The organism is Rhodococcus sp. NPDC059969 (genome assembly GCF_042738325.1).
Lineage (GTDB): Bacteria > Actinomycetota > Actinomycetes > Mycobacteriales > Mycobacteriaceae > Rhodococcus_F.
On sequence record NZ_JBHWUF010000017.1, the window covers coordinates 15,933 to 32,711 of the forward strand.

Here is a 16,779-nt window from a genome sequence, read left to right on the forward strand (position 1 = left end):
TGTCGCACCCGAAAGTCTACGAAAGGGCTATGACATGAGCACCACGACCGACGAGCTGCGCGCCGACACGATGTACAGCAACACCATCGACGCCGCGTATCCCGCGATCACACCCTCAGGAATGGCGGTCGCCGAGATCCTCGAGACGCTGACCGCAAAGATCACCGCAGCCACGAGCGCGACAGGGATGCAAGCGGAAATCGGGTGGCTCACCCTCGCGCACGAAGTGAGCGCCCGCGAAGCTGTCGCCCTGCTCGCCGTCGCGACCCGCCGCGCCTACGACGCCGGACAGATCGCCCCCTCACGCGTGAATCGTGTCTACGGCCGAGTCGAGCGCGCCGCCGCGGCGCATGGAATCCGGTTCCGGTGGTGAGCGTCCCGAAGGCAGAGACGATGGTGGATCCGCAGATGTTCACCGGATGCGTTCTCGCGGGATGCTCGAACATCGTGGCCGAGGACGGAGAAATCTGCTCGCAGTGCCGCCGCATCTTCGGCGACATGATCAGGCCCGTATCCGAGCGAGAGCGCGCCGAGACCACCGAACACCCACGGCCCGCCGCGACCGCAGCGCGGTTGTTGACCCGACGCAATCAACGGTGCTGGTTGTGCGAGCAACGCCGCACCTGTACCCGAGTCGGTGGTCAGTGGGAGTGCCGCGACGCCGCGCTGCCGGCGGAAAGGTGACGCCTGCCCGGCGGCCGGCCACCTTCGGTGTCCCCCGAAATGAACTCCGCTGCGCTCCGTTCTGTGAAAAGCATTGATTTGTTTTCACTTCTGGCCTTCCGATTCTCGTCGGCGGTGACCTGCGCGCAACCCCTGGCGGCGCAAGCGCCGGCCGATGGCTCCGAGAAATTTTCGCCACTCGCAAGCTCCCGTCAAAATTTTCTCGGCCCAGGGGTGGCACTCCGGCCCCCTCATGCCGACGCGATTCTCCTTTGCCAGAAGGCGAAAAAAATTGGCGGGGCACGAGGCCCGGTCACTTTCACAACAAGGGGAACGACATGCAGAACATCCGTTTGAGGACCGCCACCGACGTCTTGGCCGCAATCCCGGCATTGCTCGGATTCGTCCCCGTCAATTCCGTCGTGATGATCGCTCTCACCGGATCACCGGCCACGCTCGCGTTCGTTGCGCGCACCGATGTCATCGGTGCCGATGCGGCAGCCGACTACAGCACCGCACTCGAGCAAGCCGCAGTCACGTCCGTTATCTGGGTTGTCGTCGGCGCCGGTCCGGTAGCCGCCGCCGGACTCGATCAGATCGAGGCGGCGCAGCGCGAGCTCGACAGCAGGGGAATCCGCAATGCCCGCACCCTTGTCGCCGAGTCTCTCGAAATCGGAGCGGAGTGGTTCGACACCAACGGCGAGGAGAGCGGCCGCACCGCCGACCCGATCCTCTCGGAGGTCAGCATGAACCGAATCATGAGCGGACGTCGGACATCGAGCAGCCGCGCCGAGATCGAAGCCCGTTACCGCGAGGACACGGCCGCCGACATGGACGCAGCCCGCGCCGCCGCAGCCGAGCAGGGCGAGGACTTCGCACGAAACACGATCACGGAAATCGCCGCAGTCGTACGAAATTTCGAGGTTCCCAGTCTAGACCTCGCCGCCCGCGCCGGATTGTGCGCGGCAGCGGACCCGCACCACCGCGATGCCATGATCGGAATCGTCACGATCAGCCCGCAAGCCGCAGCGGACGCCTTCGGAACCATCGCCACGCACCTACGCGGAAACTACCGAGTCCAGATCCTCACCCTTGCCGGGTTGGCCGCATACGTCGACGGCGACGGAGCCGCCGCCGGAATCGCGCTCGACGCTGCTAGCGCCATCGGCGTCGACCCCAGCCTCACGACGTTGCTCAAGCTGCTCGACGCGTCCCGCACGGCCGGAATCAAGCCGGAGGCGATCGCCGAACTTGCCACCATCGGCGTCGAGGTAGCGCGGTCGATGGGAATCGACCTCGACACCGAATAGCCGAACGGACAAAAACGCGGCCCCGACTCAACTCGAGAGAGTCGGGGCCGCCCCCGTACGTGGTGGTGGTTGCTCGGGCATCGAGCCCTTACAACCACTGCGCCGCACTGCGCGGACCGGCGAACCGAGCCGCGTCGTGCGGCGGTCAGTGGAAAAGCTCGTCCGGATCGCCCGCCGCCGGAAACGCGATGTCGATACGCGGAGTCTGCGCAACCGACGTTCCGGTCAAACCTTCGACGACCGCAACGAGATCCGCGTCGGTGATCTTTTGCGTGTGCTTCGTTGCCTGGTATGCCGCCGCTTCCACTGCGGACCGCTCCCGCGGAGTGAAGTTCTCGCTCATTTTCTCGTGCCTTTCGCTCGTCAAAAGAGTGTCGGTGTGTCCGTGCGAAGCAACGCCGATTCCACCGCGTCTGCGTCCCATCCGTTGCGCAACGCATCCCGCAGAGCCTTCGATCGCGCCGCACGGGCGGCGCGATCCGGGCCGTACCAATGCCAGCTCTGCCCCCGGCCGCCGCCGCGACCCTTCGCGCTCATCCCTGCAAGATTCTGCGATTGCGTCCCCGCAACCACATGTGGACGTCCGGCGATGCTCGTCGTGGCCCGGACACAGATCGGGTTGTCGCACACTTCGTGGATCGCGAACTCGGAATCGGTCAACGGCCGACCGAGTTCGAGCATCAACGCGTACCGATGCGGGCGCACGACTCGCTGCCGACCATCGCGCATCAGCCAAAATCTTCCGTACCCGTCATCGGAAATGCTGCCGGTCCAAAAATGGCAATCCCGCTCGCCCGGTCCGCGCACGATGAACCGCTCGAATCGTTCCCGTTCCGGATCGCCGAGCGCCGGAAGCGTTAGGACGTCTGGCATCAGCACACGCCCCTAACGCTTGTGAGAGTTGCCGACGAATCGGCCGCGGTTTCCCCCAACCGGGGACAGCGATATCCCTCATGTGGATGCCCGAGATTTCTGTTCCCGCTCCGCTCGATCTCAGGCAACGCACAATCGGTCGCTGACACCCAACCGGGGAAAACCGCGAAGGCCGACATTGATTCGCTGGTCGCTTCTACGACGCCAGCGCGGCCGGATCAGTCGACGAAGCCGGTGCCGGTGCCGGTGACGAATCTTCCTTCGACGCAGTCTTGTCAGCGGGAGCCTTTTCCGATTTCTGTTTCGGTTTGGTCGACCGCAGCAATTTGTTGACCTCAGTTGTCGTCAGGCCGGTCAGCTGCGCGATGCTCGCCACCGTTTCGCCGCGAGATTTGAGATCCGCAATCGCAGCCGCACCGGAACGATCCGCATCGGCGAGCTTGGTGTCGGTTTCTTCGCGGATACGCTCGATACGCACTCGCGCATCGTCCGCGATCTTCTCTCGCGACTCCTGCGCCTTGAAGAATCGGACGAGATCGTCCTCGACCTTCTTCAATCGCTCTTGCTCTTCCGCGAGACGGGCGGCATTCGCTGCGCGTGCCCGTTCCCTCGCGCTGATCGTGGATGTGTTTGAGGACGCCATGCCGCAAACCTTACCGCCGGCAGCGGCGATCGGCCATCAATTGTTCCCCACCCACCTAACGGTTCCCGGCTCAAAAACTCGGGCCACCCATCACAACTCCACTGAACCTTTTCACACATCACCATGTCAAACCATCTATCCATCCAGCTCATCCATATTTTCAAACACTTCGCTTCCCTCAGCACCAGCAGTTCGTTCCTCACCAAATGCACTTCGTTTCACTCAGCCCGACCCCCAAATTCAGACACACCTCTTGCTGAATTTCAGACTTTGGGGGTGTCTGCCCTCCGCCAGGCCGCCTGCGGCGACTATGGTGGCCTTGTGATGACGCTCCACGTACTGCACGCGGGCGATGGCTACGAGTACCTGACAAAGCAGGTCGCCACCGCTGACCGCGAGCTGGAGCACGGGCAAGAACTCACCGACTACTACACCGCCCACGGCACCCCACCGGGTACCTGGTTCGGCGCAGGACTGAACGACCTGGCGCGCATGGACGCCGACGCAGCAGTCGATCCCGCGGACCGAATCGGTACCGGGGAGACCGTCTCCGAACCGCAGATGAAGGCACTGTTCGGCGAGGGAATGCACCCCAATGCCGACGCGATGATCGAGGACTTCATCGCCGCCGGTGCCAAGCCCGACGCCGCCGTCAAAGCCGCCCGGCTCGGACGCAAGTTCCCCAAGTTCACCAACGACATCCCGCTCCTGACCGAGCACCGCGCCGCCCTCGAACAGTTCGCCACCGACAACGGACGTCGACCGTCGAAAGCCGAATCGGCTGCGCTCATGGAGAGCGTCGGCACCCGGCTGTTCGAGCAGACCCACGGACGATCAGCCGAAGACAATCGCGAGTTGTGGTCGTGGATCAGTGCCCAGAAATCCCGCGTCCGCCAACCCGTCGCAGGACAGGATCTGGTGTTCACACCGCCCAAGAGTGTGTCGACAATGTGGGCACTCGCCGACGATGCCACCCGTCACGAGATCGAACGTATCCAGCACGAAACCGTCACAAGCACGCTCAGTTGGATCGAAAAGGAAGCCTGCTTCACCCGTACTGGCGCCACCAGCCAAGAAGTGCACGACACCACCGGCATGGTCGCCACCCTCTACAACCACTACGACTCCCGCGCCGGGGATCCGAACCTGCACACCCACGCCGTCGTCTCCATCAAGGTCTGCACCGAGCACGACGGAAAATGGCGCGCTCTCGACGGCTCCACCCTGCACCGCTACGCCGTCGCAGCGTCGCAGCGCTACAACGCTGAGATCATGGCGAAGCTGCACACCGAACTCGGATTCGACCTCACCACTCGATCCACCGGACGCGGCCGCCAGGACATCGTCGAGCTGGCCGCAGTCCCCCAAGAACTATGCGAAATGTTCTCCTCACGCCGCACCCAGATCGAAGCCCGCCGCGATCAACTCGTCGCTGACTACCGCGCCTCACACGGCCGGATGCCCTCCCCCAAAGCGATGTACGCGCTCTACCAGCAAGCCAACCTCGACACCCGCGCCGGCAAGCAAGAACCCGAAACATTGCGAGAAATGCAGCACAACTGGGTCACCCGATCCGCCCAAATCCTCGGCACACCCGAACACGTCGACGGCCTCGCACAACACTGGCGCAACATCCAAGACACCCACGCCACAGGAACTCTCATCCCGACCACCATGCGCTCCGCCGACAGCGTCGACGTCGAAGCCGCCCGCGTGCTCGACCGCCTCGAGAACGTCCGCGCAAGCTGGGCGATCACCCACATTCACAGCGCCGTCGAAGCGAATTTCGCGGCCGTCACCTTCCACGACGACAGCGCCCGCCGAGAGGCAATCGACGCCGTCACCGCCCACGTTCTGACCGAGTCCGTGCACATGCCGGCCGCCGATCTTCCGCCCGCACCCGAGGTACTGCGCCGCCGCAACGGCGAGTTCATCCTGGAACGCCACGGCGCCGCACTGCACACCTCCGAAGGTGTCATCGCCGCCGAGCAATCCATGCTCGACGCCACCGGAACACCGACCGCCTACATCGCGACGCAAGCCGGACTCGACAAGGCCGTCGAGAAGATCGCCCGCACGAGCGATCACCCACTCAACGCCGGACAGCGCGAGCTTGCCGAGCATTTCGTCGGCGCCGGAACACTCCTCGCCGTCGGTATCGGCCCGGCCGGCACCGGCAAGACGACGTCGATGAAAGCGGTCACCGACACCTGGACCGCCGCCGGATACGAGGTCATCGCCCTCGCACCATCCGCCGTCGCGGCCGAAACCCTGGGCGAAGAAATCGGCACCACCGCCCACACCCTCGCGACCCTGACGTACCCGTGGCGCGGCCTCGAAAACTACGAACCACGCAGCCTCCCCGAGCACATCGAGATCCCCGCTGGGGCGATGCTGCTCGTCGACGAAGCATCCCTGGCATCGACCAAAGACCTCGCCGCCATCACCGAAATCGCCGCAGCCAAGGGCGCCGTTGTCCGTCTACTCGGTGACCCGAACCAGCTCGACGCCGTCGAAACCGGTGGAGCGCTGCGACTGCTCGCCGAAGAAACCAACGCACCCGAACTCACCGTCGTCGTGCGCTTCGGCGAAGACACCGAACAAGCCGAGAACTCCCTCGCCCTGCGGCACGGCGACGAGAGCAGCCTGGAGCTGTTCTACTCCCGCGGATGGGTCCACGACGGCACCGCCGCCGAGATGAAAGACGCCGCCGCCACCGCCTACCTCGCCGACATCGACGCCGGAAAATCCTCGATCGTCATGCTCTCCACCCGCGACGACGTCCGCGAAGTGAACCTCGCGATCCAAGCGCACTACCGCGCCGCCGGCACAGCCAAAGCCGAACACACCGTGACCCTGTCCGACGAACTCGACGCCGGAGTCGGTGACATCGTCCTGACCCGCAAGAACAAGCGCGGGCTACGCACCAAGGGCGGCAAACGCCGCAACATGTTCGTCCGCAACGGCGACCTGTGGACCGTCACCGCCGTCAACGAGAACGGCTCACTGAACCTGCGCAGCAAAACCCACGAGGGCACGATCACCCTGCCCGCCCGGTACGTGAAGCGAAACACCGAACTCGGCTACGCCGCCACCGTGCACCGCAGCCAAGGCATCACCGTCGACACCTCCCACACCACAGTCGGACACACCACCAACCGGCCCGGCCTCTACGTCGCCACCACCCGCGGCCGTACCGAAAACCACCTGTACGTCCCCGTCGAACCCGGCGTCACCCAAGACACCGAAGGGATGCACCTCTCCGAAATCCAGACTCCGAACTCCCGCGAAGTCCTCACCCGCATCCTCGCCAACGACAACGGCCACAAAGCCGCCATCACCGAGATCCGCGACGCACTCGAGCACGCCCGCAGCCCCGAACGCCTCCGCGAGGCGTACGACGCCGCGCACAGCAGGTTGCGCGATCGCTGGCTCGACGACGTCCTCGACCGGGCGCTGCCCGCCGCACTACTCGCGACGATCGCCGCCGAAAACCCCGGCAGCCTCGCCGCGCTCCGCACCACACTCGGACAGGCACACGACCGAGGTGACAGCGCCCGGCGCATCCTCAACGACGCACTCGCAACAGGGGAACTTCACACCGCCCGCGATGTGGCCCGAGTCCTGAACTCCCGCATCGTCGAAGCAACCCAGGCCGCAGCGGAAGCGGCAGCAGAGCGCGCCGACACCGCGCTCCCGCCGCTGCCCCCGCGCACTACCAGCACCGACAAAGAACTCGACGACTACGCCCGCATCCTCGCCGACCGCTACGCGGCCGCCCGCCCCGAACATGAGCGCATCGACGGCATCGGCGCGACCATCCGCCGCTACGACGAGACGCGGGCGCAGCTCGACACCACCCGCGTCCACCGCCCCGTGCGGGAAGCTTTCGAACCCGACATGGCAGACCGAATTCTCGCCGAAGCCAGTTCGCAGCGACTGGGGCGCCACCTGCGCAAAGCGGCGCTCGCGGGCCTCGCACCCGAGGCGGTTCTTGCCTGGCACGCGCAGCAACTCGCAGCGCGAGGCGAAGACGTCACCGTAGCGAACATGATCAAAGACATGGCACCGGCCATCACCAGCGCAACCGAGAAGACGAACACCCGCTGGGCCACCGAACACGACGAGATCCTGCGCGAACACTTCCCCGCCGCGATCGCGGCCGCCGAACGCACCGAAGACCCGCGGTGGAACGCAGCAGTAGGCCGTATCCGCGAACTCGTCACCCACGCAGGCTTCGACGTCGACGACCTGTTCCGGAAGATCCAGACCGTCGCCCACTCCACCGCCCACGTCACCGGCATCACCGATGCCCTCGACGCCATCGCGCCGCAGGCATCAGCGCCTGCCGACCCAGCTGCACCGCACTGGGTACCCTCCCCCGACCTCGACGCCCACCTCGTCGACCCCACACTCGCCGAGCAACTCGACGCCACCTACACCGACATCGCCGAAGAACACACCGCGAACACCCGCCGCATCAGTACCGACGAGCAGCGCAGCAACGACCCCGAACTGCGTTTCATCGAGCACCTCGAAAGCCGACCCGAAGACCCAGAGATGGCAGCGCAGTGGGATCGCACCGCCGCCGAAATCCAGGCATACCGCGACCGCTACAACATCACCGACACCACATCAGTCGCCGGCGACCGCCCCGAGAACAAAGCCGACATCGCACCCTTCAACACCGTTCACCGCGACATCGTCGACCTTGGTGATCGCATCGCGGAGCATCGCGAAGAACAACGCAGTGCGGAACACGAACAAGCGGCGATCGAGCACCACCACACCATCGCTCAACACGTCGAGCAGGAACAGCGGCGGCGCAGTCCAAGACTATGAGGGGCAGGCTGCCGCGCTGGCGATGTATTCGGACCGAGCTCGGGAGTCTCCATCCGCTCTACTCGTCGATTGAGACGACGTGCGCGGCCCTGTGAGTCTGTCGGTGGCCTAGGACATGATGCTCGTACAGAACTTGTACAGGGTATGAATCCGTTTGATACCTGTGTGCGACAGTGCCGAATGAACTTCGTACAGGCAGCGCATCGTCGCCGGATCTGCCCGCCGCTAGCGCAAGGATGTAGAATCAATAGCGTAAGCAAGACCTGAGCTGCACTTTCGTAGCGCAGAAACAGGCGAAGCCGGCCCCACGGGAATGGGAACCGGCTTCGGTCACTAGACCGCCGTCGCGATCTGAGTGTCCTGTTAGAGCGGTAACACAGTTAAATATTCGAGACCCACCTTGGCTACAGACATGAGTGCAGTGATGAGCTGCACCCACACCAGGGTGGGTCTTGTCTTGCCACAACAACCATGACATTGCGTCATGAGGAACCAGCCTTTCTCGATGACCCGAAGGTCATATCCACATGTCCCTCTACGAGGGGCATGACCGACAGCAGAGCGGTGATCGGCCGGCCGAATCACCGTCATATGTTCGAGAATGTTGCCGCTAGTTACCTATGACCATCTTACTGGTAAGCACCGACTAGAAGCGGCCACTCTTGTGTCGGCCGTCGCGCACGCTAGCTGGTGCACGCAGCTTGGCCCGCTAGACCAAACACGGGCAGTTACGATAGATACGCGGTATAGTTGGGTGTATCTACCGTAACTGTGAGGTGAAACGTATGGTCAAGGACTCGGTACACGCCGCCGCCGCCGAAGTGCGTCGAAATGCGGGGGCCACCGCATTTACTGTTGTTGATCACCCGGGCGGCAACAGGAGGTCGCCCGTTTTTAAGCTCGCTCGCGATGGCGGTCTGTACAGGAATCCCCAGGAGGATAAGGCTGAACCCGCAGCTCGGGACCTCTCGCGCCATGAGATAGGCCACTGGCAACACATGTTGAAGCGCGGCCACACGTCGCCAGATGCCGTGCAACCACACCGCTCACTAAGGAAGCGAGCGAGTCAGAATCGGACATCGGCCCGCGAGGCAGTGTCCCCAACGGCGCTTTCCGAATTCGCTGACATCTATGCACTCTTCTTGCCCCTGGTTAGTGGAGTCCCGAGCGGTGGATGGGACAAGGTCAGAGGGTTCGCCCGAATCGTGAAACTGATCGACGATTCGGCGGTATTGAGTCGTGCCGTGTTGGACGTCAGTGTCGACGGTTTGGCTGCCGATGACAAACATTTGGCTGCCTATAACGAGTGGTTGCAAGCATTGAAGCCGATTGCCGAAGCGGTCGACCAGGAGAGTCGCGAGCTGAAAGCGCATGTCGCGCAATCGGATCAAGCGCCGCCGGTGTCCGTGGAACTCGAAACAGCTACAGGGACACTGGACTATGTTCTCCCGGTCTCGCTCGACGAAACCCTCAGTTCCAGTGAGGTCGGAGAGTTGCTGTCACCTTCCGGGAACCCGAACCGAACGCTGGCCAAGCGGCGTCGACAGAGCAACGAACTGCTAGGCGTAGAAATCTCAGGTCACTACCGCTACCCCCGGTTCCAGATCGACGCGTTGAAGCGTTGCATTCACCCCGTCGTCGCTTACGCAAACTCGGAGATGGAGAGCAGCGAAGATCCGTGGGGAACCCTCGACTGGTGGTACACGCCTGACCGGATACTCGGTGGCCGGCCCGTCGACCTCGTCATCGCGGGAGAACTGACGGAAGAGGCGGTAGACAACACCCTCGCTTTCGGCTCTCACGGGATGAGCTGAGGATACGTTGCCAACCAACGAGTACAACGGGCTGGAAGCCGACCTTGAGATCATTCCCGCAGGTACGGAGCTGTACCGAATTAACCCTACCCATGCGCCGTGGAAGGCAAATTCGTACAACCCCTGCCCGCCAAGTCCCCTGGGGACTCCCGGACAGGGACGATTCGAACCCCTCGACGCAGGTCTGGGGCACTACATCTATCTCGCACAAAGCGTGGAAGGTGCGCTCGCTGAAGGCGTGCTGCGAGGAGAAAAGATCACAGCAGGCCTGATTCCGCGTCACGCGCTGGTAGGGATACGCAGGAATATGCCAGGCAAAAGACTCGGAAAATCCTTGGTGACAATGAGGCTCGAGGAAGACGTGGCGGTGGCATCTCTCTACGGGGCACACAGTTCACGGCTCAACCTCAACGCGAGCCTGTTGCTCGGCGAGGACTACAACCGGACCAGAGAAACAGGAACGAAGGTGCTCGCGAACACCGTGTCAGCCAACGGACTCAAGTACCGCTGTGCGAATCACGACGACCTGAAGTCGCTGATGTTCATTTCCCGTCACGGACCGGCTGAGTTGACGATTCTGGACGAGGTCGACATCTTCTACGACGACGCCGGGCGAAAGAAGGTCCTCGAAATTTTGGATTCGGAGTTCAACCTCAAGTACAGCGGTAAAACCCCTTAACCCCAGGCAAAATGGTGTGGCCCCCAACTTTCGTTGGGGGCCACACCATTCGCGTCCTTGCCAGTCCGTGACTTGTCAGGACCGAGCGAGCATCAGTTTCGACTTGGAGAGCACGAGGAATGCCGCGCCGACCAGTAGCAGCGCGACGGCAGGCAATACGACCCAGGCCCGTGCTGTCATCGTGTCCTGCTCGCCGATTGCGAACAGTACTAAGCATCCGATCCCTGCGATCCAAAGACCAGACGCAACCAGACGAGACGCCCAGCGTGAAAAGAAGCGCACCGCGGGGATATTGATTCGTCCCAGAGGGTCATGGTCGTACATCGCAGTCCACCAATCTGAATCGAGTTGTGTTGCAAAGCAGTCTATGAAGAAAAGGGTGTGTCCGCCACAGCGCGACACGCAGGCCCCAGGCGGGACAACCCACGATCGCCGCGGCCGTGGCGGACACGAGAAGCATCAACCACCTGCAACCCGTACGCACGAACGGTGGGCGAGACCGCTCGAAGGGTTTGGAGCTGTTGACACTTCGGCTTGTGATCGGCTACTGGACGGGCCGATACGTTTCCGTTTCGTCGTCGAATTCCCAACGGACACCGTCTATGTCGACGGCTGTGAAATCGTCGGAGGGATCTTCGGCGGCTGCGCGACCACTGTCAATCATGTCGAGAACCTGATCCATCGTCAGCGCGGACGCAGCGTTGGTGGCTGATTCGGCGTTACGTACGAAGTCGGGGCGTTCGGCGACCTCGTTGGCGATGAACTCGGCGAAGTCATCGGCTATCTCGGGTGCGTCCGGCTCGAACCCACACACACCGCTCCGGCGACATTCGCTGAAGCCCATCTTCGACAGGCGCCCGACCAGCGGCCACAGCACTTGGTAATGCCAGGCCGCCATGCCTCCGTGATACGGGGTCTTCACCGCCTGGTACACCTCACGATGAGCGAACATCGCTGCCGTCAGCTCCTCGACCATCGGAGTGTGTTTGAACCAGCAGGGCTTGATCTCATTGCCTAGGTCGTAGCGGCGACGCAGCCATTCCGTCCACTCGCGAAGTTCGACCCACAACTCCGCCGCCGAATCCTGGTCGAGGTGTCGCCAATCGGCGGGGCCGGGGTTGTACTCGGGAATGGTCATCGAGGATCCTTTTCAACGAGGGAGTGGGGCGCCGGCGCCGAGAGTTCAAGCACGGAAGCTGCGCACTGGGCGCAGGAACCTCCGCGATGTCTGATGTATTCGAACTTGCCGGTAGCTCTGAACACTCCGTCGTTGTAGGTCACCTTCGGGTCGCGGACGGTCCCTTCTTCGGGGGAGACGATCTCGACCATCGTCCTGTTGATTCCGTCTTTGGTTACGAGGATCCACCAGGCCTGATCCCCGGCGTTCCAGTGATCATCACTCAACCACGGTGTCTCCGAAATGTTCTGGTCTGCAAGTGATGTCTCGTCTCCAGTCACAAAAGCAGCTCCCTCTGTGGATGCCCCGCCGGATTGGTTGGTCATCGGGTGCCTGTCGCGCAGAATTCGTCGAACACCGTTTGATTCGCCCGCACCCTCTTGGCGAGGTCGGGAACATCCCACACCGAGGGCAGACGCACTTTCATCGGCTTCGCGTTGCGGAACATCATCAGCGCTTGATCTTCGGGCATCTCACGAATCTCGTTGAGCGCCATCACCGGCACCGAACGCGGAGCCGACCGCGGATCGTGACTGATGTACTCGTCACGGCTACCCATCAACCGAGACAGGGCCGCCAACTCGCTTTCGTCACCGAGACCCGGCAAGAACATGCGAGCCGGCGAATCCGTCGAGAGCCGCTGACCGCCGATGCGGCCCCAGCGCTTCTCGTTCTGCAAGGCACTGTGCACGAGCGCCCAAATCTGAATTCCGCGGCCGCCCGAGTCGGTGATCAGGTCCGGCATGTTCGGAATCGCCGCGACGTTGTTCATCTCGTCGAGGACCATTCGCAGCGGAGGGTCGATCTTGTCGTCCGGCTTGGTCAAACCGTGTGTCTTCGCCACGTGATACAGCTCGGCGGACAGGACGGTGGTGAACGCGGCCGCCGACGCACTGTGACCTTCCGAGACCACGTAGACGGTGTTCTTGCCTTCGGTCATCAGCGCATGAAGATCAGCGGATTCGCTGCGAGGGACGTTCATCGCAGCCATCAACTTCGGGGACGCCAACGGCTCGAGCAACCGCGCACATGCGCTGACCACGTCGTCGGAGGAATCGGACTTCGAGTCCAGTGCTTGTTCGAGTTCGGCGTGCCAGTCCGGCAGGTCCCTTTCCAGCACGTCGCGCACCAGTTTGACGTTGCGGGAGGACGCCCAGATCCGCAGGTCTACCAAGTCCTTGTTCTTGACGGCCGCGGCGTAGAGGTAGCCGCGCATGAGCATCGCGGCTTTGCCGTTCCAGTAGCCGGCGTTGCTGGTGTCGTCCATCGGCATGGCCTGGACAAGCGCTTCGGCGCGTCGTTTGGCGACTTCCGGGTCATCGCATCCGTCGAGGATCGACCATCGCATCGGATTGGGGATCGCGGTCAGCCCTTCCGGGTCGAAGACCTCGACGCGGCCGACTTCGCTGCGCTGCGCCCATGTAGAGCGGAGCAGGTCGCCGCGGGTCGAGGTGGCAACCACGGGGCCGACTGCGTCGGTGACGCCCTTCCAGCACACGCGCCATGTTTTACCGGCGCCGGTCGGTCCGGTGCAGGTCAGCCCGTCGCGGTACTGCAAGTACACGCCGTCACCGCCGTTGTAGAGCGTGGCGATCTTCGTGGTTTCCGCCTCGGCGACGATGCGGCGCACCGGAACATCCGCGAGGGACAGACGGGTCGCTTTCGCTTTCCGTACCGCAGCCTTCTCGCTGACGCCGGCGCGGGCAAGTTCGGTGCGGTCCGCGAAACCGGACTCTCGAACCCGGCGTGCAGCGCGGCGGATCGTCATCTTCGACGAGATGAACATGCCAAGCCACAGGCACAATGCCGCCAGGACGGCGATGCATCCCCACGTCAGGACCGGGCCGCCCGGCCGTGAACCTTCCGGCCAGGCCAGCGCCGGATCGGCCGGATGCAGGAACAGCCCTTTGAACACGTCGAGCACTCCGTACATCCCGGACGGCAACGCTCCGCCAGTGCCCGCGAGGACCCCGGAAAGGTAGCCGCCGCCGACCACACTCAACACCACGGCGAGCGCGGTCGCGGCCATCGGGATCACACCCGGTGCCACCATCGGTTTGGTAGGACGCTGCGTAGTACTCACGACTTCTCTCCTTCGATCCGGTCGGCCATCACAAGCTCGGGCCGCGATGGTGGAACTCGGACGGTTGCCACATCTGATGTCCGGCGCTCAGGTGATCGGACTCCGCGCTCCAGTGCGAATGAAACTTCGTGACATCGAGGTCGGGGAGTTCGTGGGTGCGGGCTGTCGCTGTCTCCGGTGCGTGCCGAACAGGCTCTGCCGGCGGGCCGAGTGCGGTCGGGGTTGGACGAGGGTAGTCCGGCGTGAGCTCACGGACTTCACGAGCGAGGGTGGCGGCGTTGATCTCACTGAGCAGGGCGGCACGGCGTTCCATCGCCTGCGTCTCGGTCATCGCATCGACCCGGCGACCGTGCTCATGCTCAGCCCAGTCGCCGATCCTCTGCCACGGCGGCGAGGTGATGGGGCGCTCGCTTGTCTGCGCGGCCGACAGTTGAACCCCGTGGGCGTACTGCATGACAGCTCGCGCTTGGGGATCGGTGAGCACCACATCGCACTGACGTTCCGCCTCAAGACGGATACGTTCTTGAACCACTGCGAAATGCTCGCCGCGGGCAGGAGCGTCGACAAACGAAAACGGACCCCTTTCCGGATCGGGAACCCCGATCCAGTCGGCATGTTCGAGATCGAGACGCTGCGCGATGTCGACCACAGGCGCCGGCGCCTCGCGCACGGTGGCGCCGATGTCTTCCTTGCCGATCGCGGCGAGAAGATCCGGCACATCGCGGGCTGTGCTCTTGTCCAACGCCCAGATTTCATAGCCCCCGCCATCTGCCCGAAGCATGTTGTGCGAGAACGTGTATGCGAGTGCCTGCTGGGCTGTCGCAGCATCGACGTCACGGCCCAGATGGATCAGCGAGAGATCCTGCACGCGCAAGACCATTGCGCTCGGACTGCCGAAGTTCGGTGGCAGCGAGGCGGCCTCGAGGGTTTTCCAATCCCGCGTGTGGCTGGTGACCCACTCCAGGCACTGAGGGTCCGCCTCCGGCACCCACTCTGCGGATCTGAGATCGAGTTCGTGCGCCAGCATCACCGACGAATCGGGCACTGCCGCCATGAAATCGACGAGCTTCTGATCGAAGGACCTCGCCCAGTGTTCCCGGTCTCTGTCCGGCTCTACGATCCTTCGCCAGTCGTATACGCCGTCCATCTCCCACTCGCGGTCGCTGGCGTTCATGCTGCTTCTCCCTTGATCACTTCGTCGGTGTCGGTGAGTGTGATTTCGATGTCCGAACGCACGTGCTGGAGCAGGATCGGATCGGCGCTGCCGTATTTGACGAGGCAGTGGCCTTTGGCGAGGGACATGATGATTTCGGTCGAGCCGGGCGGCAGGTGGTACATGCGGGCGGTTTCTTCGGCGTCTTCGACACGGTCCTGTCCGTAGAGGAAGACGATTCCGGCTTCCTTCATTAGCGCCCGGGCAGGGGAATCGGTCGGCAGGTCGGAGATGTGGTGGAACGCCGAGCAGGTCGAGAGGCCCAGGCCGCGAGAGAGTTTCATGTTCTCGCGGAACACCTTTCCGGTCGATCCGTCCGCGACGTGCCATCCTTCCTCGACGATCAACACGGTCTGCATGTGTTGTGCGGACCGGGAAGCGAGAACATTGGCGAGCCAGGTGTTGATCACGGTCATGATCACCCGCAACGCGGGCCCCTTGTTAGGCAGTGCGGAGACGTCGAAGTGCACGAACGGGTGCTCGAGTGCCTCGCGAACCTCCGGTGAGGTGGCGCCGTCGACGAGGCCCTTGAGGTCGCCTTCGCACAGCTTGCGCAGCGCCAGACCTGGTGTCAGACCCCAACGCTTGGCGTCCTCCGCCCACAGCTGCCCGAACGTCGCTCCGCTGCCGGGGGTTGATTCGAGTAGTTCGTTGGCGAGCTCGCGCAGAATCGGCTCGCGTCCTTCCTTCGCAGCTCGTTCGTTGACGACCTGCAATGCCAAACGCAGTGCAGCGTCTTCTTTCTCGACCAACGGGCGGCCGATGGTGTCCTCGATGACGGCGCCGACGAGAGCTTCCTGCCCTGCCGGGGCGAGGCCGTCGGTTCGTTCGATTCCGCTGGCGATCGCCGGGTCGAGGAGGTTGAGGCGGACCCCGATTCCGTCGGCGCCGCCGGCATGGAAACGGATCGAGCGAGCACCGACGGAGTCGGCAATTCCGGAGTATTCGCCACCCTTGTTTCCTTGGCGCTTTTTGTCGATGACCACGACCTGCCGGTTCGGCAGAGCGAGTTGGCGCAGGCAGAACGCGGTTTTGATGAGCGAGGACTTCGCTTTGCCGATGTCTCCGATGACGGCGATGTTGATGTTCTCGATTTCCGTTCCGTACAGCTCGAACGGGTCGACGATCTCCATCGTCTGGCTGATCTTGTTCAGCCCCGTCATCAGGCCCTCGTGACGGACCGAGCGGCGCATCGTGGCCAGGTTCAACGCTTCACCTTGGCGGGTGGAGGTCCAGGCACCTTCGGTGCGGATCTCGTACCAACCCCACCGGTCCAGCCATTTGTGGCGCTTGGGCGGCTGGCGCCGAACGGTGATCCGGTCCGAAGCGATCGCAGCGTCGAGGACGGCGGTCTCTTCTGGGCTTTCGATCCGGGCCTTCTTCTTTCCGAGCGAGGGCGCGAAGGACCAACGGTTGGTTTTCTTATGACCGCGCCGGTAATCGGTGCGCTGTTGTGTGTTCGTCATGAGGTGTCCTTCGCTC

Annotated in this window: 14 protein-coding genes; 6 read left to right on the plus strand and 8 right to left on the minus strand. The window is 63.3% G+C overall.

Annotated features, from left to right (window positions below):
• Nucleotides 1–34 precede the first annotated feature (34 nt).
• The 3 genes from ACFWAD_RS28810 to ACFWAD_RS28820 all read left to right on the plus strand — a co-directional run bounded on the left by ACFWAD_RS28810 (nucleotide 35) and on the right by ACFWAD_RS28820 (nucleotide 1,973).
• On the plus strand, nucleotides 35–373 hold the full coding sequence (locus ACFWAD_RS28810; RefSeq protein ID WP_378550045.1) for a hypothetical protein: 339 nt from the start codon (nucleotides 35–37) through the stop codon (nucleotides 371–373).
• Nucleotides 370–684, plus strand: a complete 315-nt coding sequence (locus ACFWAD_RS28815) for a hypothetical protein (RefSeq protein ID WP_378550048.1) — start codon at nucleotides 370–372, stop codon at nucleotides 682–684. Before ACFWAD_RS28810 ends, ACFWAD_RS28815 begins: the two co-directional genes overlap by 4 nt.
• A gap of 317 nt (nucleotides 685–1,001) precedes the next feature.
• Nucleotides 1,002–1,973, plus strand: a complete 972-nt coding sequence (locus ACFWAD_RS28820; RefSeq protein WP_378550051.1) for a DUF4192 domain-containing protein — start codon at nucleotides 1,002–1,004, stop codon at nucleotides 1,971–1,973.
• Between the two features lie 145 nt (nucleotides 1,974–2,118).
• Here ACFWAD_RS28820 and ACFWAD_RS28825 read toward each other — a convergent pair whose 3' ends face one another.
• From ACFWAD_RS28825 to ACFWAD_RS28835, 3 genes are all read right to left on the minus strand, one after another.
• Nucleotides 2,119–2,316, minus strand: a complete 198-nt coding sequence (locus tag ACFWAD_RS28825) for a hypothetical protein (RefSeq protein ID WP_113684355.1) — start codon at nucleotides 2,314–2,316, stop codon at nucleotides 2,119–2,121.
• A 20-nt stretch (nucleotides 2,317–2,336) separates the two neighbouring features.
• Nucleotides 2,337–2,846 (minus strand): hypothetical protein, encoded by a 510-nt coding sequence (locus tag ACFWAD_RS28830; RefSeq protein WP_064074521.1) that lies wholly within the window; start codon nucleotides 2,844–2,846, stop codon nucleotides 2,337–2,339.
• 196 nt (nucleotides 2,847–3,042) lie between these two features.
• Nucleotides 3,043–3,489: a hypothetical protein gene (locus ACFWAD_RS28835; RefSeq protein WP_378550056.1), complete on the minus strand. Its 447-nt coding sequence runs from the start codon at nucleotides 3,487–3,489 to the stop codon at nucleotides 3,043–3,045.
• Between the two features lie 276 nt (nucleotides 3,490–3,765).
• On the opposite strand from ACFWAD_RS28835, the gene mobF reads away from it, so the two are divergent.
• The 3 genes from mobF (at nucleotide 3,766) to ACFWAD_RS28850 (ending at nucleotide 10,824) form a co-directional block, all read left to right on the plus strand.
• On the plus strand, nucleotides 3,766–8,331 hold the full coding sequence (gene mobF / locus ACFWAD_RS28840) for a MobF family relaxase (protein WP_378550059.1): 4,566 nt from the start codon (nucleotides 3,766–3,768) through the stop codon (nucleotides 8,329–8,331).
• Nucleotides 8,332–9,536: 1,205 nt separating this feature from the next.
• The gene (locus ACFWAD_RS28845) at nucleotides 9,537–10,145 is read left to right on the plus strand and encodes a hypothetical protein (RefSeq protein ID WP_378550062.1); all 609 of its coding nucleotides are present in this window, start codon (nucleotides 9,537–9,539) and stop codon (nucleotides 10,143–10,145) included.
• A gap of 7 nt (nucleotides 10,146–10,152) precedes the next feature.
• Nucleotides 10,153–10,824, plus strand: a complete 672-nt coding sequence (locus ACFWAD_RS28850) for an RES family NAD+ phosphorylase (protein WP_378550065.1) — start codon at nucleotides 10,153–10,155, stop codon at nucleotides 10,822–10,824.
• A gap of 544 nt (nucleotides 10,825–11,368) precedes the next feature.
• Here ACFWAD_RS28850 and ACFWAD_RS28855 read toward each other — a convergent pair.
• Genes ACFWAD_RS28855 through ACFWAD_RS28875 form a run of 5 tightly spaced genes read right to left on the minus strand, consistent with a single transcriptional unit; the run spans nucleotide 11,369 to nucleotide 16,763 of the window.
• Nucleotides 11,369–11,962 carry a hypothetical protein gene (locus ACFWAD_RS28855; RefSeq protein ID WP_378550068.1) on the minus strand — a complete coding sequence of 198 codons (594 nt, stop codon included), beginning with the start codon at nucleotides 11,960–11,962 and terminating at the stop codon, nucleotides 11,369–11,371.
• Nucleotides 11,959–12,282 (minus strand): hypothetical protein, encoded by a 324-nt coding sequence (locus ACFWAD_RS28860; protein ID WP_378550071.1) that lies wholly within the window; start codon nucleotides 12,280–12,282, stop codon nucleotides 11,959–11,961. Before ACFWAD_RS28860 ends, ACFWAD_RS28855 begins: the two co-directional genes overlap by 4 nt.
• A gap of 41 nt (nucleotides 12,283–12,323) precedes the next feature.
• Nucleotides 12,324–14,084, minus strand: a complete 1,761-nt coding sequence (locus tag ACFWAD_RS28865) for a type IV secretory system conjugative DNA transfer family protein (RefSeq protein ID WP_378550074.1) — start codon at nucleotides 14,082–14,084, stop codon at nucleotides 12,324–12,326.
• Between the two features lie 28 nt (nucleotides 14,085–14,112).
• Nucleotides 14,113–15,258, minus strand: coding sequence for a hypothetical protein (locus ACFWAD_RS28870; protein ID WP_378550077.1), 1,146 nt, complete (start codon nucleotides 15,256–15,258; stop codon nucleotides 14,113–14,115).
• Nucleotides 15,255–16,763, minus strand: coding sequence for an ATP/GTP-binding protein (locus tag ACFWAD_RS28875; RefSeq protein ID WP_378550080.1), 1,509 nt, complete (start codon nucleotides 16,761–16,763; stop codon nucleotides 15,255–15,257). The genes ACFWAD_RS28870 and ACFWAD_RS28875 overlap by 4 nt, the downstream gene beginning before the upstream one ends.
• Between the last annotated feature and the right edge of the window lie 16 nt (nucleotides 16,764–16,779).

Coding starts and splice junctions, on each gene's coding strand:
- ACFWAD_RS28835 (WP_378550056.1), bottom strand. CDS start 3,489: ATGGCGTCCTCAAACACATCCACGATCAGCGCGAGGGAACGGGCACGC.
- ACFWAD_RS28855 (WP_378550068.1), bottom strand. CDS start 11,962: ATGACCATTCCCGAGTACAACCCCGGCCCCGCCGATTGGCGACACCTC.
- ACFWAD_RS28875 (WP_378550080.1), bottom strand. CDS start 16,763: ATGACGAACACACAACAGCGCACCGATTACCGGCGCGGTCATAAGAAA.
- ACFWAD_RS28810 (WP_378550045.1), top strand. CDS start 35: ATGAGCACCACGACCGACGAGCTGCGCGCCGACACGATGTACAGCAAC.
- ACFWAD_RS28825 (WP_113684355.1), bottom strand. CDS start 2,316: ATGAGCGAGAACTTCACTCCGCGGGAGCGGTCCGCAGTGGAAGCGGCG.
- ACFWAD_RS28820 (WP_378550051.1), top strand. CDS start 1,002: ATGCAGAACATCCGTTTGAGGACCGCCACCGACGTCTTGGCCGCAATC.
- ACFWAD_RS28870 (WP_378550077.1), bottom strand. CDS start 15,258: ATGAACGCCAGCGACCGCGAGTGGGAGATGGACGGCGTATACGACTGG.
- ACFWAD_RS28830 (WP_064074521.1), bottom strand. CDS start 2,846: ATGCCAGACGTCCTAACGCTTCCGGCGCTCGGCGATCCGGAACGGGAA.